We start from the raw sequence: 16,769 nt of genomic DNA on the forward strand, positions 1-16,769 counted from the left end.
GAAAATAAACCGCTAATATATGCGCCGCCTTTGCGGCCGGGCCTTTGCGGCGATCAGCCGACGCCGCCAAAGGTCAGCCCGACGACTTCGGCGACCTTCGCCTCGTCCCAGTCGATGCGCCGGTCGAGGATCAGCATCGCCAGGCCGTGCACCAGCGCCCAGGCGTGCGTCGCGGCGGTATCGACATTCGCCGCGCCGGGCAGTGCCTCGCCGACCCCGGCGCGCAGCAGATTATAGGCGACCTCGCCGCCGTCGCCGCCTTCCTTGCGGCCCGCCATCTGGCGCGTGAAGCTCAGGCGAAAGAGCGCGGGTTCGTCGTGGGCGAAGCGGACATAGGCGATCCCCGTGGCCTTGAAGCCCGCGACGCCGCCGCCCGCCTTCAGCCACGCCTGCGCCTGCAGCGCGCCCAATCGCCGCAGCCCTTCGTCGGCGAGCGCATCGAGCAGCGCCTCCTTGTCGGGGAAATGGCGATAGAGCGCGGTCGCGCTGACCCCGACGTCGCGCGCCAGCGCGCGCAGGCCGAGTTCGGCGCCGTCGCCCTCGGCCAGCCGCTCGAGCCCCGCCGCGATCACCGCCGCGCGCAGGTCGCCGTGATGATAGGCGCGCGCCGCCTTCGTCGCGCCGCCGCCTTTTAAGTTGACACTGTTATCTTTGCTCGCCATAATGTTGCCACTGTAAACATATCGAGTCGTCCGCGCAACCCTCCGCGGCACCTTCGCCAACTTCCGTAAGGAGCATCGCCATGGCAAGCAATGTCGAAACCCTGATCCGCAGCGCCGTCGTCAAAGGCATCGGCAAGGTCGCCGACTTCAACCGTAAACGCCTCCCCCGCCCCACCGACGCCCACCCCTTCCTCACCGGCATCCACAAACCGATGACGCAGGAGTTCACGCTCGAAGAGCTGCAGGTCGAAGGCGAGATTCCGGCGCAGCTCAAAGGGCGCTACCTCCGCAACGGCCCGAACCCCGCCATCGCGCCCGACCCCGCGAGCTACCACTGGTTCACCGGCGCCGGCATGGTCCACGGCATCCGCATCGAAGGCGGCAAGGCCGACTGGTATCGCAACCGCTGGGTGCGCGGCAGCGAGGCGTGCGAAATGCTCGGCGAGGAACTTCCTCCCGGACCGCGCGAAGGCCGGAACGACGCGCCGAACACCAATGTCGTGGGCCTGGCCGGCCGCACCTTCGCTATCGTAGAAGCGGGCGGAAAGCCGGTCGAGCTCGGTTACGAGCTGAACACGATCGCGCACAACCCGTTCGACGGCACGCTACTCGGTGCATATACCGCGCACCCGCACCACGACCCCTTCACCGGCGAGATGCACGCGATCACCTATCGCGGCGACGAACCGAACAAAGTCTGGCACGTCGTGCTCGACAGCCAGGCGCACGTCATCCGCGAGGAAGCGGTCGCGGTGAGTGACGGCCCTTCGATCCACGATTGCGCGATCACCGAAAATTACGTGCTCGTCTTCGACCTTCCCGTCACCTTTTCGATGAAGATGCTGCTCGCCGGCTATCGCTTCCCCTACGCCTGGAACGGGGCGCATCCGGCGCGGGTCGGTCTCCTTCGCAGGAACGGCCGCGGCGACAGCATCATCTGGGTCCCGGTCGAGCCCTGCTATGTCTTCCACCCCGCCAACGCGTTCGAAACCGCCGATGGCAAGGTTGTCGTCGACGTCGTCGCGCACGAGACGATGTTCGCCGAATCGAAACGCGGGCCCGACAGCCAGAAATCGCGCATGGAACGCTGGACGATCGATCCCGCCGCGGGCACGACGACGCGCACCGTCATCCACGACCATGCGCAGGAATTCCCGCGCTATGACGAGCGGCTGACGACCCGGCCCTATCGCTACGCCTACAGCGTCGCGATCCCCGATGGAGAGACGGCCGAATGGGCGCTCGCCGAAACGCGGCTGTTCAAACACGACCTCGGCAACGGATCGACAGCGATCCACGACTTCGGCACCGGCCGCCATCCCGGCGAATTCGTTTTCGTACCCCGGAGCGCCGATGGAGCCGAAGACGACGGCTGGCTGATCGGCCTTGTGATCAACATGAACGACGAATCCACCGACCTCGTCATCCTGAATGCCGACGACTTTACCGGGTCAGCGCAAGCCGTCGTTCATCTTCCCCACCGGATTCCTCCGGGGTTCCACGGCAACTGGGTCGCGGATTGACGATATCGAGGCGAGCCATCAACGCCTCGGTCACCCTGAGCGACCGTTCATTGTCGATGTCGATCGCCGTTGCACCGTTGCTGACCAGCAGCGGGGCGATGTCGACTTTCAGGCGGCGCGAAAGGCGGGCGAAAATATGGTGGATGGGCCCGAGCCCGAAACGGAAGCGCAGCAAGTTGATCAGCCCGAAAGCCTGCATCACGCGCAACGGTTTTTTCACGAACTGGCCGCCGCCGCGAAACGCCTCCGCTGCTCTGAGCGCGTCGCGGTCGCCGATCCAATAGGCGTTGCAATTCGACACGGCGACGTCCGAAAATTCATAGAAGCGCCGCTGTCCCTCGGGATGAACCGCGAGAACATCCTCGCGCCGCGCCAGCGCCACGCCGGCCTCGACGCCGAGCCGTGCAGCTTCGACATTGATTTCCGCGATCGTGGCAGGAGTGAGCAAGCAATTATCCGCGGTCGTGATGAGCAGCGGAAAGCTCGCCACCGTCGCGACTGCCAGCACCGAGTCCGCCAGATTGTCCGCCGCCGCCACGATGACGAGTCGGTCGCCGAGTCTTTGAATCACCGGATCGGACAGTTCGTCGAGCAATCCGTCATGATGCGTCGAAACGAAAATCTTCGCGGCCGGTGTCGCCGCAGCGCTTTCGAGCACATGCGCGACCATCGGCCGGCCCGCCACGGGAACGAGGCATTTGTCGCCGACTCCATGCGCCCCGGCAAGCGCGTCGACCGCACCCGGACGACGGCCGGCGAGGATCAGGATCGACCCGTTCATGCTGCATCCCTTCGCGCAAAATCGACAAGCTGGCGGATCATGCTTTCAGCCACGATCGTTTCGATCAGATCGGCCTGGGTGAATCCCGCCGCGATCGCCGCCCTGCCGAACACCTTCTCGGACCAGAGGTTGCAGTTCAGATTGACTTCGAGCAGCCGGGTCTCGCCGGTCGTGAAATCGACCCGATACTCGAAGCGGCCGTAATCGAACGGCCGGAAGATTTCGGCCATCCTTCGCGTATATTCGGCGAGCCGGGCGCCGATATCCGCGTCATCGAACAGTTTGAGGCTGTATTTCTGACTACGTTCGACCAGATCCCGCTTTTCCTGATATGTGCGCAAATGGCTCGGATCGGCCTGCTCGAATATCATCATCGGCAGCATCGCGGGGTCGCCGTCGCAGGTGATCACAGGCACCTCGACGTCGCTCCCCTCGACGAAGGGTTCGACGATCGCATCATGGTCCAGCGCATGGATTTCCGCGACCGCGCGCGCGAGTTCGATACGACTATAGGCATCGCGGAGCCCCCACGATGCCGAACTGTTGTTCGGCTTGATCACCCACCGACGCGCCGGCGGGCAGCGCGCGACATCGACCGGCGCCCCCCGGCGGAAGAGCGTCCAGGGCGCGGTCGGAATGCCGCGCGCTACCGCCTCCAGCTTGGTCAGATGCTTGTCGTCGGAAAGCCCGCGCACGATCGGCGAAGCGCCGACATAGGGCAGCCCCAGCCTGTTGCAGAGCAGCGGCAACAGCATTTCCGAATTATAGAAACCGCCGCGATTGAGGAGAGGAAAGACGAAATCCGCGTCGGGTCGCGTAAAAAGTTCGGCATAGCCGTCGGCAACGACGAGCGGCATGCCGATGCGTTCGAGTATCTCGCGCGTCTCGCGGTGATAGACGGCATGGTTGCCGTCATCGGGATGGAGGCCGCCGGTCCATTTGGCATGCTTGGCGACGAAAAGAAGCCGCTGCGTGTCGCGGAGGCGATCGGGAAGCCGGGTGGGTTTGAGGTCGGTCGTTCGCATGTGGGCGACCCGACCACGCCGAGGTTTCACCGCAATGACCATTTGATGACCGGATTGAAAGCAAAATGCCAAATCTCTGTCATTTGATTCCGGTAGGTCGCGATAAATCCTCTCGACCCGGATGCCCATGCTTCTGCACCCCAACGATTTCGCTAGAACCGCGTCAGTTCCGGACGGCCGCTCTACCGCCCGCCTCGCGTCAGCCCTCGTCAGCGGCGGCGACAGTCGCATCCACCTCGATGCGCATGGCCGCAACCGATATTATGCGACCGCCATGCCGAGCGACGCGATCGCTTACGGCTCGTCGACGATCAGCAGTATTTCGGACTATGCCTTCGCCACATTGGCGCGCCGGTGGCGCGACCGGCTGGATCAGCCGATGCCGGCGTCCGACTATTCCGAAGGGCTGGATGCGATCCGCGCCGGCCTTGCGGGCTACTTCGGGCTCGACGCAAGGACCGCTATCGTCTTTGCGGCATCGGGCACCGATCTCGAATATGTCGGGCTTGCCGGGGCGCATGACGGGCGTCCGCTTACGGCGGTTCTGCTCGGCCGCGACGAAGTGGGCAGCGGCTGCGTTCATAGCGCTGCGGGACGCTTCTTTGCCGAGGTAACGGCGACCGGAGCGCGGGTCGTGCCGCATACTGCGATCGATCCCGTCTTTGCCGGAACCGAACTGATTGATGTCGCTGTGCGCGATCGGGCCGGTCTCCCTCGTGCGTCCGCCGCCATAGCGGCCGAACTGTCGCTCCATGTCGAGCGCGCTGCCGCGAACGGCCGCCGCGCGGTCATCCATGTCGTCCACGGATCCAAAACGGGCCTGACCCTGCCCGCTCTCAGCGACGTCGAGCGACTGGTCTCCGTCCATAGCGACGACATGATCGTCGTCGTCGATGCCTGCCAGCTTCGGATCAGCGCCCCCGTCGTGCGCCAGTATCTCGCGCTCGGATGCGTCGTGCTGATGACCGGCTCGAAGTTCGCGGGCGGGCCGCCTTTCAGCGGCTTTGCGTTCGTTCCGCGCGCCGTCCGCAGCCGCGCCATGCCCCTGCCGCTCGGGCTTCGACGCCTTGCCAACCGCGCTGAATGGCCCGAAGACTGGCCAGGCGCCGACGCACTCAATGCAGGTGACAACTTCGGTCTGCTCCTGCGCCTCGAGGCCGCGTTGATTGAAATCGAGCGGTTCTCCGCGCTTCCGACCGCCCGCGTCGCCGAAGTGACGTCGCGGTTCAGCCATCACGTCATGAACATGGTCAGGCGACTTGAGCTTTCGGAGGTGCCCGGCGCGGGAGGCATATCGTGCCTTGCCAGTGAAACCTTGCGCACGCTCGACCTGTCCGCTCGCTGGCCAAACTGCGACTTCGAAGCGGCTCGGCAACTGCACGACCATATCGCGCACCATTCGCGGCGCTGGCTCGGGCAGGAAATCCGCCTCGGCCAGCCCGTGAAAACACACCAGATGGATGATGGACGGATCGCGGGCACACTGCGCCTGTCGCTTTCGATGCCGCTGATGGCCGAACTGGCGCAGCTGTGCGATGAGGCGCTCGATCAGAGGCTCGAAAATGATGTGGCACTGATCGGCGCCGCGATTTCCACGGCCGGCACCACGACGCTGGTCGAGAAGCGGCCCGTCTCCCTCCTCTAACCCGAAAAGGCGGTCAAATTGCCCGGCCGCTCAACGAGAATCTTCATTCGGACGTCGCCGAACAACGGCTCGTCGCGGATCGCGGACGATTTGAGCAGCACTTTGCATGCGACACTCGTTTGTCTGTCACTATGACGAAAAATATCGCCCTCTCCCGCCCCGCCATGAGCGCGATTGCCGCGTTCTTGGTCCTGTCCACCCCTGGCGCGTTCGCACAGGGCGCCGACCATCACCATGACCCCGCCGGTCGCTGCACCTCCCCAAACCCCGCCTACGGTGCCCGAACCGAGCGCCCCGGCCCTGGTTGCCGCGCCGCAAACCGCAGAGCCCCCAGCCACCCAGCCGCCGGCGCCGAAGCCGGTGATCCGCGTGCCGCTGGAAATCGAGCCGGCTGAAGCCGCTCCCGCGCCGAAGGCGGCCGAGCGGGCCGAGCCCGCCCAGCCCAAGAGCGAACGCGCCGCGCCGCGCACCCGGACGGCCGCCGCTCCGGTAGCTTCGGAGCCGGCCCCCGAGGCCCTTTCGGCCGATGCCGCGCCCTTGGAAGACATCGCCCCCGTCGCCGCGCCGATGACCGCCGCTGCCGAACCGGCGGCCGAGGTCGCGCCGCCGCCGCCCTTCGAAACCGCCACCACCGGCGGCAGCGATTTTCCCTGGGAGTTCGCTGGCGGTGCAGCCGCGCTGCTGATCGCTGGCGGTGCCGGCCTGGCCTTTGCTCGCCGTCGGCGCAACGAGCGCGCGTTTGCAGACCGCGCTTATGATGATGAGCCGGCGATCGCTACGACGCCGGTCACGGCCGAAGCGCAGCCCGCCGAGGCGCAGGCCTGGATTACCCCCGCCTATGTTCCCCGCGAACGCGTCGAGGCGCCGCGCACCACCCCGGCCTTCGCTGCGGCGCCGAGCGGCAGCATGGGTCGCCATGAAGCGATGGCGCTCGCGGGCCCGACGCCCGACAATCCCTTTGCGACGCTCAGCAAGCGTCTCAAGCGCGCGCGCTTCCTCGATCGTCAGGAACGCACCGCTTACGACGAAACGCTGGCCCAGCAGCAGGATATGACGCGCAAGCCCGTCAGCGCATGGGAAATCTCCCAGCGCCCGGCGACCCCGCCGGAGCAAAAGCAGGAGGTTCGCCGTCCCGAGCCTGGCCGTGGCAACCCCGGTCTCCGTCCCGGCTTTGCCCGCAACTGACGGGAAATCCCGCGCCAGATGAAAAAGGGCGGTGCCTCGCGGCACCGCCCTTTTCTTTTCGCTGGTACCGGCCGGCGAACCAGCCGGAACCGCGAACCGAATTACTTCAGTTCGACGGTCGCGCCGGCAGCTTCGAGCTTCTTCTTCAGCTCTTCGGCTTCCGCCTTGCTGGCGCCTTCCTTGACGGCCTTCGGCGCGCCTTCGACGAGCGCCTTGGCTTCGCCCAGGCCCAGGCCGGTGATCGCACGGACTTCCTTGATCACGTTGATCTTCTGGCCGCCGTCACCGGTCAGGATGACGTCGAACTCGTCCTTCTCTTCAGCGGCGGGAGCAGCGGCGCCCGCGCCACCCGGAGCGGCAACCGCAACGGCAGCAGCGGCCGAAACGCCCCACTTTTCTTCGAGCAGCTTCGAAAGCTCGGCAGCTTCCAGAACGGTCAGCGCCGAAAGGTCTTCAACGATCTTTGCAAGATCAGCCATTTTCATTCTCCATCAGAACCGGGAAAGCCCGGTGAATTGTTACGTTTACGCTTTGGACCCCGGATCGAGTCCGGGGCGACCGGCGAGCCGGTCGGTTTATGCCGCTTCCTTGGCGCCATAGGCACCAAAGACCCGCGCCAGCTGACCGGCCGGGGCTGCCGCAATCTGGGCAACCTTGGTGGCCGGAGCCTGGAGCAGGCCGACAAGCTTGCCACGCAGTTCGTCGAGCGACGGCAGCGATGCAAGCGCCTTCACGCCATTCACGTCGAGGACCACATCCCCCATGCCACCACCAACGATTTCAAGCTTGTCGTTGGTCTTGGCAAATTCCACCGCGATCTTCGCAGCCGCGACCGGATCGGTCGAAGCGGCGATTGCCGTGGGGCCGGTCAGCAGGTCGCTGATACCGGTGTAGGAGGTGCCATCGAGCGCGATCTTGGCCAGGCGGTTCTTCGTGACCTTGAAGCTTGCACCCGCGGTCCGCATCTGCTCGCGAAGCACCGTCGACTGGGCGACGGTAAGACCCAGGTTGCGAACAATCACAACCGAGGCGGCATTCGACAGCGTAGCGTTCAGCGAGGATACGGCTTCGGCCTTTTCAGCACGATCCATGCCTGTTTCTCCACTCATGCCCGGATGCACATGCGCCCCTGCCCAAAGACAAAAGCGTGCGCGGCCGGGCCGCTAACACACGCAAAAGCCATGCGAGCCAAAGCTCGCCTGTCCTTCACGCAACGATGTCCGATGGGGTCGGTCAAGCCGCGTCACCTGGGCGTGCCAAGCGGGCGACCGAATAAGACTGTTCCCCGTCTCGGCTGGAAATTAAGAAGGGCATATTCCCTTCACCAACTGTCTCGGACGGAGCTGTCACGGCCGAAACCGCGACAACACGGCCGCGCTCATAGCGGCGGCGCGTGTAGAGTCAAGCTTTCCTTGGATCCTCCGCGGCTCAGGCGCGCGCGCGGATCGACCAGCAGGCGGCACGGACATGCACCGTGTCACCGTCGATATAGCGATCGAACGCCGGCAGCACCTTCGCCACTATCGCAGCCCGTTCTGCCGGATCGGACTGCGCCAGAAACAGCCCGAGCGGTCCCATCTTGGCGACATAGTCGGCAAGCGCAGACGTCGGTAGGGTGCAAGCAAAATCGATGGGTTCGATCACGATGTCCGACCATCCGGCATCCCACAAAAGCCCCAGGACGCGCTCATCGCTGGCAAAGGCAAACTGCCCCGGCGCATCCGGATCGGGCGCCGGCATCGCCGGCAGAAAAGACTCTGCGGCACGCCAGGAGGCGGTCATAAAGTCGTTCTCCCGTGGGCTGCGCCACGCGATCGCCTGGAGCAGCCCCTTCGGGACCATTGCTGCGCGGATGTTTGCGAAAGCGGCGACGCTGTCTGAAAAGAACATCACTCCGAAGCGGGAAATCGCCATGTCGAACGCTGCGGCAGGAAAATCATATATCTCGGCGTCCCCCTCCTCGAAGCGCACCGGCAGTCCTTCGACGGCCCCGCGCGCTCGCGCCCGGGCGATCATCGGGGCGGAAATGTCGACACCCAGAACATCCCCTCCGACGCCAAGCCACGGCGCAGCCGCGAGCGCGGTCGCGCCGGTTCCACAACCGATGTCGAGCAGGCGGTGCGGGCTCGCCGCGGCGACCGCATCGGCCAGATAATCGGCGACCGGCGCGAACAAAGCGTCGAGCATCTGCTGTTTCGCTACCCATGTTTCTCCCGCAGGCCCGTTCCAGAGCGCGGGCTGGTCGATGGGGGCGATTTTCACGTCGGTCATGATGATCTTTTCCTTGTCTTGGCGAATCGATCCCGCCATTCTGCCACTTCAAGTCGACTTGAGGTCAAGCATGACTGCACTGGACATTGCCGAAGTTGCCCGACGCTCTGGAGTTCCGGCATCAACGCTACGCTATTATGAGGAAAAAGGCTTGATCGCCTCGATCGGCAGGCGCGGGCTGCGGCGCCTGTTCGATCCCGCGATTCTCGATCGGCTCGCGCTGATCGCGCTTGGCCGCGCCGCCGGTTTTTCGCTCGACGAGATGGCGGGCATGTTTACGCCCGAGGGCGCACCCAGGATCGACCGTGCCACGCTTGCGACGAAGGCCGACGACATCGATCGCACGATCCGCCGCCTCGTGGCGATGCGCGACGGGCTTCGCCATGCGGCCGCATGCCGCGCGCCAAGCCATATGGAGTGCCCGACATTCCGCAAAATATTGAAGGCTGCTGCCGACGGGGCTTTCACGCCGCCCGCGAACCGCATCAACCGCTGACTAATTCTTAATACCAAAGACAATCCGGCCTCTTGTCAAAACTAATATAAGATATATCTTAGATACATCTAATCGTACGAAGGAGTTTAAGATGCGACATGGAATGAACCGGCACGGGTGCGAAGAGCGCCATGCCATCCGCGCGATGCGCCACGGTATGCACCGTGGCGGTCGCGGTTTCAGTGGTCGCGGCTTTGGCGGGCGCCACGGCCATGACGACGATGGCGGCGCACGGCGCCGGCGGATGTTCGACAGCGGCGAGCTGCGACTCGTGCTGCTCAAGCTGATCGCCGACGAGCCGCGCCACGGCTATGACCTGATCCGCCAGATCGAGGAGCTGACCGGAGGCGCCTATGCGCCGAGCCCCGGCGTGATCTATCCCACCCTCACCCTGCTCGACGACATGGGACTGATCGAGGCGCTGCAGAGCGAAGGCGCGAAGAAGCTGTTCGCGATCACCGACGCCGGGCGCACCGAGATCGAGGCCAACGTCGCACTCGCCGAACGGCTGATCGCACGCCTGACCGAAATCGGTGAGGAACGCCAGCGCACCGACAGCGCCTCGGTCCGCCGCGCGATGGGCAATCTGAAGGCCGTGCTGATGAACCGGCTGGGCGAGCGCGACCTCCAAGAAGCGACGCTGCACGAGATCGTCGCCCTGATCGACGAGGCGGCGCAGAAGATCGAGCGTCTGTGATGACGCCGTCCTCTTTTGGCTTGATCGCCCAAGTCCCGACCGCCCACGCGAGCAAATATCTGCAGCAGTTGTGCAAGCATTGGCAACACAATTTGGCGGTCGAGTTCACGCCCGAGCATGGCACCGTTACCTTCCCCAAGGATGCGCGCGGCGCCACCTGGACGGGCGATGCGCTCGTCACCTTCGATGCGGGCATCGACACGCTGTCGGTCCGTATCGACGCGAGCAGCGACGCGCACGCCGAAGCGATGACGGGCGTCGTCGCACGCCACCTCGACCGCTTCGCCTTTCGCGAAGCCCCGCTGGCGTTCGACTGGAAACCCGCCTGAAACCCGGCCCGCTCCGCCACCCTGGCCGGAGCGGGCCTTGCGCCCTTGCGGAACGCAAGCCCGCGATGGCACGTTGGACCAGCGCCGCCCCCGTTGGCGCCGTTACAAAGAAAGGAATATCCGTGCCCGAGCCCCAAGGCCTGCTTTGCCCGACCTGCCGCGTGAATTTGACGATGTCGGAACGGCAGGGGATCGAGATCGATTATTGCCCGCAATGCCGCGGCGTGTGGCTCGATCGCGGCGAACTCGACAAGATCATCGAGCGCAGCGAAGCAACGAGCGCCCCCGCCCCTGGACGCGTCGGCCCCTCCCGCCACCGGCCCGAATATCGCGAGCGATGGCTATGACGACCGCCATTATAGCCAGCCGTACAAGAAGAATTACCGAAGGAAAGCCACTCAGCGAAGATTGTTCGACTAAAAGTCGTCGCCCCCCGGAAGGCAGGGGGCGACGAAGGATCTCCATAACCCTCACCGCATTTCGGTGCGCGTGAAATAGACGCCGAGACTCGATATTCCATAAGATGAACCAGGCTGCGTCTGCACCGGCAGGCTGAAGAGAGATGCGTGCAGCCAGGCGGCGATGCCGCCGACCACCATGGCAGCGGCGCGCGGAAGGTGCGCGGTGCGTCAGGCGCCGCAGGCGGCGCTAGCCGTCGACATGCACACCGACGCACCGCGGTGAAGGCGGCGAGCGTTCCGGCGTTGGCGAGCGCGGCAAAGTTCGCCGAGCGGAATGAAGCCCGCGAGCACCGCGACGATCGCGGTGAAGATGGTGATGCGGCCTGCAGGCGTGCCCGCGCGAAAGCTTCGCAAGGCCCGCGAGCAGCAAGCCCGTCGCGCGCCATGGTGAAGAAGATGCGGCTCTGCCCATAAGAAGAAAGCGGGGATCACGGTCGGCAGCGCGATGACCGCCGAGCCAGCGGATATTATGCGCGGCGGCGGACTGCCGAGTTCGCGCAGGATCAGCGCGAGCAGTTCGGGGCTGTTGGCGAAGCGTATAGGTGATCGCGCGCCACCGCGGCGACCGCGACGGCGGCGATATAGATATATAGCGACGCAGGCGATCATCGAGCCAACGATGCCGATCTTGAGGTCGCGATCAGGATTCTTCGCTTCACCTCGGCCGCGGTCGCGATCGCGTCGAAGCCGTGAAAGCGAAAAGATGATCGCCGCCGCGCCATCACGCCGCTCGACGCCGTCAGAGCCCATATGCTTCGCGAAGCCATAGGGGCTGAACGGTTCCGGATTGGCGGCGTCGAACGCGGGCAATGCGACCGCGACGAACACGACAAGCGCATCTTGACCAGCACGAGCAGCGCGTTGAGCGTACGCTCTCGCGCGTGCCGACGGCAATCCCGCGATACCGCGATAATCGCGATCGCCGGCAGGTTGACGATGCGCCAAGCTCCGGCCCTTGCATCAACGCCATCGGAAGCCCGCCCACGCCTGGGCAGCGGCGCGGCATATTGACTCAGCCGACCGCGACCGCGCTGACGACGAGCGAATATTCTGAGATCCAGGCTCCACCCGACGATCCATGCGATGGTTCGCCGATCACGACATAGCTATGGTATAGGCGCGCGGGCAAGATCATCGTCATATTTCGGCATAGGCGAGCGCGGCGCAGGCGCAGATCAGCCCGGCGATGGCGAAGGAAAGGATGACCGCCGGCCCGCCTTGTCGGCATGACGCCGATCAGCGTCAGGATTCCCGTGCCGACGATCGCGCCGACGCCGAGTGCGATCAGGCCGAAGCCAGCCAGCGTTCGCGCCAGTGCCTGCTCCCCTCCTGCCGTTCCGGCACGATCGGTTTGCGGCGAAACAGGCTGTCGGTCATGCGGCGGGAACCACACTTGGAATCTGGAATATGTTGGGCTGCTTGTAAGGGCGTGGGGGTGAGCGCAAGACGTGTGGTGGAAGCGGGAGCCGGTTAGTGGCGGATGACGGCTTTGGGGTGGTGAGCTGTCGTTGCGGCAATTTGGCCTCCCATGGGAGGGCAACACCAGGCAACGCTGCCTGATCGTAGTGGGGTGGTCTATCGACGCTGCGCAAAGCTGATGAGCCCACCAGCCCCTCCCTGAAGGGGGAGGGCTTTCTTCTCTCAATGGCCGCAAACCGACCCGCCCCCCTCAGACCAGCGCCTCGATCGCCTCCGCCAGCTTCGCGTCGCGTTCGGACAGGCCGTCGGCGTCGTGCGTCGTCAGCAGGATGTCCACGCGGTTGTAGACGTTCGACCATTCAGGATGATGATCCATTTTTTCGGCGACGATCGCGACGCTCGTCATGAAGCCGAAGGCCTGCGCGAAATCGGCGAATGTGAACCGGCGCGTGATGGCATCGCGCGACGGTTCGTGCGTCCATTCGGGAAAGCGGACGAGCAGCGCGGCGCGCTGGGTGTCGTCGAGTTTCTGGACCATATCTTTTCTCCCGCTGGTCAATGCCGTGCGCTCGCCATAAGGAAGGGCGCGATGAGCGACAAGAGCAGCCTGCCCCCCGACTTGCCCGGCGCATGGACCGGAACCGCCCCCGACGCCGACGCGCTGTTCGCGATGGCCGAGGCGGCGCTCGCAACCATGCCCGATGTGTTCAAGCCGCATATCGAGGGCGTGGTGATTTCGATCGAGGAATTCGCCGACGACGACGTGCTCGCCTCGCTCGACATCGAGCACCCCTATGATCTCACCGGCCTGTACGAAGGCCGCCCGCTGACTGAGCGCAGCATCGGCGAAAGCGGCGGGATGCCCGACCGCGTCACCCTCTATCGCATTCCCATCCTCGTCGAATGGATCGAGACGGGCGAAAAGCTCGAATGGCTGGTGCGCCATGTCCTGATCCACGAGATCGGCCATCATTTCGGCTTCTCCGACGACGATATGCACGCGCTGGAGCGCATGGCGTGAGCGCGCCTCCGCGCGCGGGTGGCGTGGCCGAGCTTTTGCTGCTCGACGACGTCGCCTGTATTCGCGGCGACCGGCTGCTGTTCGAAGGCCTGTCGCTGACGCTGGACCGCGGCGACGCGCTGTGGCTGCGCGGCCCCAATGGCGCGGGCAAGTCGAGCCTGATCCGCCTCGCCGCCGGGCTTCTGGGCGCAGCCGCAGGCACGGTCGAGCGCCGCGAGCGCGTCGCGCTGATCGACGAAGCCAGCGCACTCGACACTGAACTGCCCTTGCGGCGCGCCCTCGACTTCTGGGCGCGCGTCGATACGGTCGACGGCCATGCCGTCGACCGCGCGATGGATGACATGGCGCTGACGCCGCTCGCCGACGTGCCAGTGGCGATGCTGTCGACCGGGCAACGCAAGCGCGCCGGGATGGTGCGCGTGATCGCCAGCGGCGCGCCGATCTGGCTGCTCGACGAACCCGCGAACGGCATGGACGATGCCGCACAAGCGCGACTGATTGCGGCGATCGCGAAGCACCGGGCAAACGGCGGCGCGGTGCTGCTCGCGTCGCACTTCGCGCTCGGCATTCCGGACTTGGCCGAACTCGACATGGGGGCGCTCGCTTGACCGCGCTCATCGCTCTTTTCTGGCGCGACCTGCGGCGCGCGTGGGGCAGCGGGGCGCTGTGGTTGCCGGTGATGTTTTTCCTGCTTGTCGCGACCGCCTTTCCTTTTGCGGTAGGGCCGGACGCGCCGCTGCTGCGCCGCGCAGGCGGCGGCATGGTATGGGTTGCGGCTTTGCTGGCGGCGCTGCTGCCGATCGACCGGCTGGTGCGACCCGACCGCGAGGCGGGCGTGCTCGACCAGCTTGCGGTGCGAGGTTTCGCCGACGAGTTGATCGCGGCGGTCAAGATCGCTGCGCACGCCGCCGGCTTTGGGCTGCCGCTGATGATCGCCTTGTTCCCCGCGTCGGCGCTGCTGGCGCAGGATGCGGAGCGCGTCGGACTGCTCGCGACGGGGATCGCGATTGCCATCCCGGCACTGGCCTCGCTCGCGGTACTGAGCGCTTCGCTGACCGCGAACCACAAGGGCGGCAGCGCGATCGGCGGACTGCTCGTCCTGCCGCTCGCGGTGCCGATGCTGATTTTCGGCGCAGGAATGCTCGACCCGTCGGGGCGCGGCGCAATCAAGCTGCTGGCCGCGGTCAGTCTTCTGCTGACCGTGATCGGGCCGTTCGCGGCGGGCGCGGCGATGCGGGGGCTGCGCGAATGACGCGCCAGTCGCTTGCGCATATCGCGCTGGTCGTGCGCGATTATGACGAGGCGATCGACTTTTATGTCGGGGTTCTGGGGTTCACGCTGATCGCCGACGAGTATCAGCCGGCGCAGGACAAGCGCTGGGTGCTCGTCGCTCCGCCGGGCAATCCCGAAGGCGGGGCGACGATCCTGCTGGCGCGGGCGGCGAACGAGGAACAGGCGAAATTCGTCGGCGACCAGTCGGGCGGGCGCGTCTTCCTGTTCCTGCAAACCGACGATTTCGTCCGCGATTACCAGCGCCTGCTCGACAAGGGCGTGCGGATCGAGCGCGAACCGCTGGAAGCCGACTATGGTACCGTCGCGGTCTTCCTCGACCTTTATGGCAACAAGTGGGATTTGATCGAGTTTCGTCGGTCGGCCTGATTGCCGGCGCGCGAAAGTTGACGAAGTTGACGCCCCCATGCGCGCGCGAACAAGGCGATAACCGCGACGGCGATCGATGGAACAGGGCTTTGGTATCGGCGTCATCCAACAGCGTAGATCATGTCGATATTTTTTAGGAAAGCGATTTATGGCGGATGACGGCATTCGACCGATTGCGGACATTGGTCGCCCATGCGATGCTTCCGCTTATGAACTTTTCTGCGACAATATCTTCGATAGCGATTCTGTGGTTATCGTCGGTTTCTGACACGCCGGAGCTTGCGGCGTTGACCAGCCCCCAAACCGCCGCTGAACAAATCACCCAATGTGGCGCGGGCGCAGTCGATATCCGATATGACGATCTCCTGCAGTCTTATGTTCTCACCGTTCGTGATGCGACAGAAGCGCAACTCCGTTGCATCGAAACGGCTGCCGGATATCACGATGTCGAGTTGCAACCGGAGCTTCAGAAAGATTTCGATGAGATAAGAGCCGCCAAATATTCAGCAGCTTATCAAGAGCACGCGGTCGCTTGGCTGTCGTCGCGGGGCCTTCTCGATAAGGTGCCAAAGTTTCGAGCCGGTGAAACGGATGAAGCGGCGTTCTCCGGAAAGCTGGAGATGTTTTGTGGGCCAGCCGCTAAGGGAGCTCTGCAATCAGAATACGGCCCCCGCACCGTCAGTCCCGAATGGCTTCGAAAGATTCCCCTGCCACCAAGAGCCGAGGACGACGAGGCGATATCCTGCCTGATAGCAACGGCGTCTGTTGCGGGTTTTGGGCTGGGTTTTATCGGGAACGAAGCGTTCGCTGAGTAGGTCCGCTTCCCACCCCATAGCCGACATAAGAAAAGGGCCGGAGTTTCCCCCGGCCCTTCCCTAAGTCATATGCGCTTGCGATCAGGCGCCGGCGACGTCGGCCGTGTCGACCTTCACGCCGGGACCCATCGACGACGACAGCGCGACCTTGCGGACGTACTTGCCCTTGGCGCCCGACGGCTTCGCCTTGACGATCGCGTCGACGAAGGCGTCGAAGTTCTGGCGGAGCTTTTCCTCGCCGAACGACAGCTTGCCGAGGCCGGCGTGGATGATGCCGACCTTCTCAACGCGGAATTCGATCTGACCGCCCTTTGCGGCCTTCACGGCTTCGGCGACGTTCGGGGTCACGGTGCCCAGCTTCGGGTTCGGCATCAGGCCCTTGGGGCCCAGCGTCTTGCCGAGGCGGCCGACGATGCCCATCATGTCCGGCGTCGCGATGACGCGGCCATAGTCGAGGTTGCCCGCGAGCATGTCTTCCATCAGGTCTTCGGCACCGACCTTGTCGGCGCCGGCGGCCAGCGCCTTTTCGGCATTGTCGCCGCGCGCGAAGACCGCGACCTTGACGTCCTTGCCGGTACCGGCGGGCAGCGTGACGACGCCGCGGACCATCTGGTCGGCGTGACGCGGATCGACGCCCAGGTTCATCGCGATTTCCAGCGTTTCGTCGAACTTGGCGGTCGCCAGCTCGCGCACCAGCTTGATCGCTTCGTCGACGCCGTGGAGCTTCAGCGCATCGACCTTGCCCTCGAGGGCCTTCTGCTTCTTGGTCAGCTTAGCCAT

The 16,769-nt window shown here is 64.9% G+C and carries 22 protein-coding genes and 1 pseudogene; 12 read left to right on the forward strand and 11 right to left on the reverse strand.

From position 1 onward, the window contains the following. Positions 1 to 53: 53 nt before the first annotated feature. The gene (locus tag OVY29_RS07975; RefSeq protein WP_037557347.1) at positions 54 to 662 is read right to left on the reverse strand and encodes a TetR/AcrR family transcriptional regulator; all 609 of its coding nucleotides are present in this window, start codon (positions 660 to 662) and stop codon (positions 54 to 56) included. Positions 663 to 742: 80 nt separating this feature from the next. On the opposite strand from OVY29_RS07975, the gene OVY29_RS07980 reads away from it, so the two are divergent. Further along, positions 743 to 2,185: a carotenoid oxygenase family protein gene (locus OVY29_RS07980; protein ID WP_313911153.1), complete on the forward strand. Its 1,443-nt coding sequence runs from the start codon at positions 743 to 745 to the stop codon at positions 2,183 to 2,185. Here OVY29_RS07980 and OVY29_RS07985 read toward each other — a convergent pair. Both OVY29_RS07985 and OVY29_RS07990 read right to left on the reverse strand, forming a co-directional pair. Next, positions 2,106 to 2,966 (reverse strand): NTP transferase domain-containing protein, encoded by an 861-nt coding sequence (locus tag OVY29_RS07985; protein WP_081933217.1) that lies wholly within the window; start codon positions 2,964 to 2,966, stop codon positions 2,106 to 2,108. The genes OVY29_RS07980 and OVY29_RS07985 overlap by 80 nt on opposite strands. Continuing rightward, positions 2,963 to 3,991: a phosphoribosylglycinamide synthetase gene (locus OVY29_RS07990; RefSeq protein ID WP_037557345.1), complete on the reverse strand. Its 1,029-nt coding sequence runs from the start codon at positions 3,989 to 3,991 to the stop codon at positions 2,963 to 2,965. The genes OVY29_RS07985 and OVY29_RS07990 overlap by 4 nt, the downstream gene beginning before the upstream one ends. Before the next feature lie 127 nt (positions 3,992 to 4,118). Between OVY29_RS07990 and OVY29_RS07995 the strand changes: the two genes are divergently transcribed. Beyond that, positions 4,119 to 5,636 carry a hypothetical protein gene (locus OVY29_RS07995; RefSeq protein ID WP_037557344.1) on the forward strand — a complete coding sequence of 506 codons (1,518 nt, stop codon included), beginning with the start codon at positions 4,119 to 4,121 and terminating at the stop codon, positions 5,634 to 5,636. Here the strand turns inward: OVY29_RS07995 and OVY29_RS08000 are convergent. After that, entirely contained in the window at positions 5,633 to 5,872 is a 240-nt protein-coding gene (locus tag OVY29_RS08000; protein ID WP_313911154.1) for a hypothetical protein, read from the reverse strand. The genes OVY29_RS07995 and OVY29_RS08000 overlap by 4 nt on opposite strands. On the opposite strand from OVY29_RS08000, the gene OVY29_RS08005 reads away from it, so the two are divergent. After that, positions 5,871 to 6,821, forward strand: a complete 951-nt coding sequence (locus OVY29_RS08005; protein ID WP_313911155.1) for an LPXTG cell wall anchor domain-containing protein — start codon at positions 5,871 to 5,873, stop codon at positions 6,819 to 6,821. The genes OVY29_RS08000 and OVY29_RS08005 overlap by 2 nt on opposite strands. Positions 6,822 to 6,922: 101 nt before the next feature. On the opposite strand, the gene rplL is transcribed toward OVY29_RS08005, so the two are convergent. The 3 genes from rplL to OVY29_RS08020 all read right to left on the reverse strand — a co-directional run bounded on the left by rplL (position 6,923) and on the right by OVY29_RS08020 (position 9,092). Beyond that, entirely contained in the window at positions 6,923 to 7,300 is a 378-nt protein-coding gene (rplL, locus tag OVY29_RS08010) for a 50S ribosomal protein L7/L12 (protein WP_037557545.1), read from the reverse strand. 96 nt (positions 7,301 to 7,396) lie between these two features. Continuing rightward, entirely contained in the window at positions 7,397 to 7,912 is a 516-nt protein-coding gene (rplJ, locus tag OVY29_RS08015) for a 50S ribosomal protein L10 (RefSeq protein WP_037557541.1), read from the reverse strand. Positions 7,913 to 8,249: 337 nt separating this feature from the next. After that, positions 8,250 to 9,092 (reverse strand): class I SAM-dependent methyltransferase, encoded by an 843-nt coding sequence (locus OVY29_RS08020; protein ID WP_037557544.1) that lies wholly within the window; start codon positions 9,090 to 9,092, stop codon positions 8,250 to 8,252. Positions 9,093 to 9,162: 70 nt separating this feature from the next. Between OVY29_RS08020 and OVY29_RS08025 the strand changes: the two genes are divergently transcribed. The 4 genes and pseudogenes from OVY29_RS08025 to OVY29_RS08040 all read left to right on the forward strand — a co-directional run bounded on the left by OVY29_RS08025 (position 9,163) and on the right by OVY29_RS08040 (position 11,034). Further along, positions 9,163 to 9,588, forward strand: a complete 426-nt coding sequence (locus OVY29_RS08025; protein WP_037557540.1) for a helix-turn-helix domain-containing protein — start codon at positions 9,163 to 9,165, stop codon at positions 9,586 to 9,588. A 145-nt stretch (positions 9,589 to 9,733) separates the two neighbouring features. Next, complete coding sequence (locus OVY29_RS08030; protein ID WP_409581476.1) at positions 9,734 to 10,285, forward strand: PadR family transcriptional regulator; 552 nt, start codon at positions 9,734 to 9,736, stop codon at positions 10,283 to 10,285. After that, positions 10,285 to 10,614, forward strand: coding sequence for a DUF2218 domain-containing protein (locus tag OVY29_RS08035; protein ID WP_037557539.1), 330 nt, complete (start codon positions 10,285 to 10,287; stop codon positions 10,612 to 10,614). Before OVY29_RS08030 ends, OVY29_RS08035 begins: the two co-directional genes overlap by 1 nt. 173 nt (positions 10,615 to 10,787) lie before the next feature. Next, positions 10,788 to 11,034, forward strand: a pseudogene (locus OVY29_RS08040) (zf-TFIIB domain-containing protein). 209 nt (positions 11,035 to 11,243) lie between these two features. On the opposite strand, the gene OVY29_RS08045 reads toward OVY29_RS08040, so the two are convergent. From OVY29_RS08045 to OVY29_RS08055, 3 genes are all read right to left on the reverse strand, one after another. Then, the gene (locus tag OVY29_RS08045; protein WP_313911156.1) at positions 11,244 to 11,903 is read right to left on the reverse strand and encodes a hypothetical protein; all 660 of its coding nucleotides are present in this window, start codon (positions 11,901 to 11,903) and stop codon (positions 11,244 to 11,246) included. A gap of 184 nt (positions 11,904 to 12,087) precedes the next feature. Next, complete coding sequence (locus tag OVY29_RS08050; RefSeq protein WP_313911157.1) at positions 12,088 to 12,216, reverse strand: hypothetical protein; 129 nt, start codon at positions 12,214 to 12,216, stop codon at positions 12,088 to 12,090. A gap of 528 nt (positions 12,217 to 12,744) precedes the next feature. After that, positions 12,745 to 13,032 (reverse strand): 4a-hydroxytetrahydrobiopterin dehydratase, encoded by a 288-nt coding sequence (locus OVY29_RS08055; protein WP_037554043.1) that lies wholly within the window; start codon positions 13,030 to 13,032, stop codon positions 12,745 to 12,747. 51 nt (positions 13,033 to 13,083) lie between these two features. Between OVY29_RS08055 and OVY29_RS08060 the strand changes: the two genes are divergently transcribed. The 5 genes from OVY29_RS08060 (at position 13,084) to OVY29_RS08080 (ending at position 15,989) form a co-directional block, all read left to right on the forward strand. Beyond that, on the forward strand, positions 13,084 to 13,515 hold the full coding sequence (locus OVY29_RS08060; RefSeq protein ID WP_052182051.1) for a metallopeptidase family protein: 432 nt from the start codon (positions 13,084 to 13,086) through the stop codon (positions 13,513 to 13,515). Positions 13,516 to 13,538: 23 nt separating this feature from the next. Then, positions 13,539 to 14,123, forward strand: coding sequence for a heme ABC exporter ATP-binding protein CcmA (ccmA, locus tag OVY29_RS08065; protein ID WP_037554064.1), 585 nt, complete (start codon positions 13,539 to 13,541; stop codon positions 14,121 to 14,123). Continuing rightward, the gene (locus OVY29_RS08070) at positions 14,120 to 14,767 is read left to right on the forward strand and encodes a heme exporter protein CcmB (RefSeq protein WP_037554042.1); all 648 of its coding nucleotides are present in this window, start codon (positions 14,120 to 14,122) and stop codon (positions 14,765 to 14,767) included. The genes ccmA and OVY29_RS08070 overlap by 4 nt, the downstream gene beginning before the upstream one ends. Continuing rightward, positions 14,764 to 15,174, forward strand: a complete 411-nt coding sequence (locus OVY29_RS08075; RefSeq protein ID WP_037554040.1) for a VOC family protein — start codon at positions 14,764 to 14,766, stop codon at positions 15,172 to 15,174. Before OVY29_RS08070 ends, OVY29_RS08075 begins: the two co-directional genes overlap by 4 nt. A gap of 155 nt (positions 15,175 to 15,329) precedes the next feature. After that, a complete protein-coding gene (locus OVY29_RS08080) occupies positions 15,330 to 15,989 on the forward strand; it encodes a hypothetical protein (protein WP_313911158.1) in 660 nt (219 codons plus the stop codon). A gap of 81 nt (positions 15,990 to 16,070) precedes the next feature. Here OVY29_RS08080 and rplA read toward each other — a convergent pair whose 3' ends face one another. Continuing rightward, the gene (rplA, locus tag OVY29_RS08085) at positions 16,071 to 16,769 is read right to left on the reverse strand and encodes a 50S ribosomal protein L1 (RefSeq protein WP_037554039.1); all 699 of its coding nucleotides are present in this window, start codon (positions 16,767 to 16,769) and stop codon (positions 16,071 to 16,073) included.

Origin of the sequence: Sphingopyxis sp. SE2, from assembly GCF_032227185.1 — a bacterium.
Taxonomy (GTDB): Bacteria; Pseudomonadota; Alphaproteobacteria; order Sphingomonadales; family Sphingomonadaceae; genus Sphingopyxis.

Coding starts and splice junctions, on each gene's coding strand:
- rplA (WP_037554039.1), bottom strand. CDS start 16,769: ATGGCTAAGCTGACCAAGAAGCAGAAGGCCCTCGAGGGCAAGGTCGAT.
- rplJ (WP_037557541.1), bottom strand. CDS start 7,912: ATGGATCGTGCTGAAAAGGCCGAAGCCGTATCCTCGCTGAACGCTACG.
- OVY29_RS08035 (WP_037557539.1), top strand. CDS start 10,285: ATGACGCCGTCCTCTTTTGGCTTGATCGCCCAAGTCCCGACCGCCCAC.
- OVY29_RS08025 (WP_037557540.1), top strand. CDS start 9,163: ATGACTGCACTGGACATTGCCGAAGTTGCCCGACGCTCTGGAGTTCCG.
- rplL (WP_037557545.1), bottom strand. CDS start 7,300: ATGGCTGATCTTGCAAAGATCGTTGAAGACCTTTCGGCGCTGACCGTT.
- OVY29_RS07995 (WP_037557344.1), top strand. CDS start 4,119: ATGCTTCTGCACCCCAACGATTTCGCTAGAACCGCGTCAGTTCCGGAC.
- OVY29_RS08075 (WP_037554040.1), top strand. CDS start 14,764: ATGACGCGCCAGTCGCTTGCGCATATCGCGCTGGTCGTGCGCGATTAT.
- OVY29_RS08060 (WP_052182051.1), top strand. CDS start 13,084: ATGAGCGACAAGAGCAGCCTGCCCCCCGACTTGCCCGGCGCATGGACC.
- OVY29_RS07975 (WP_037557347.1), bottom strand. CDS start 662: ATGGCGAGCAAAGATAACAGTGTCAACTTAAAAGGCGGCGGCGCGACG.
- OVY29_RS08000 (WP_313911154.1), bottom strand. CDS start 5,872: ATGGTGATGGTCGGCGCCCTGTGCGAACGCGCCAGGGGTGGACAGGAC.
- OVY29_RS07980 (WP_313911153.1), top strand. CDS start 743: ATGGCAAGCAATGTCGAAACCCTGATCCGCAGCGCCGTCGTCAAAGGC.
- OVY29_RS08020 (WP_037557544.1), bottom strand. CDS start 9,092: ATGACCGACGTGAAAATCGCCCCCATCGACCAGCCCGCGCTCTGGAAC.
- OVY29_RS08030 (WP_409581476.1), top strand. CDS start 9,734: ATGCGCCACGGTATGCACCGTGGCGGTCGCGGTTTCAGTGGTCGCGGC.
- OVY29_RS08005 (WP_313911155.1), top strand. CDS start 5,871: ATGACCCCGCCGGTCGCTGCACCTCCCCAAACCCCGCCTACGGTGCCC.
- OVY29_RS08080 (WP_313911158.1), top strand. CDS start 15,330: ATGACGGCATTCGACCGATTGCGGACATTGGTCGCCCATGCGATGCTT.
- OVY29_RS08055 (WP_037554043.1), bottom strand. CDS start 13,032: ATGGTCCAGAAACTCGACGACACCCAGCGCGCCGCGCTGCTCGTCCGC.
- OVY29_RS07990 (WP_037557345.1), bottom strand. CDS start 3,991: ATGCGAACGACCGACCTCAAACCCACCCGGCTTCCCGATCGCCTCCGC.
- OVY29_RS07985 (WP_081933217.1), bottom strand. CDS start 2,966: ATGAACGGGTCGATCCTGATCCTCGCCGGCCGTCGTCCGGGTGCGGTC.
- OVY29_RS08050 (WP_313911157.1), bottom strand. CDS start 12,216: ATGACGATGATCTTGCCCGCGCGCCTATACCATAGCTATGTCGTGATC.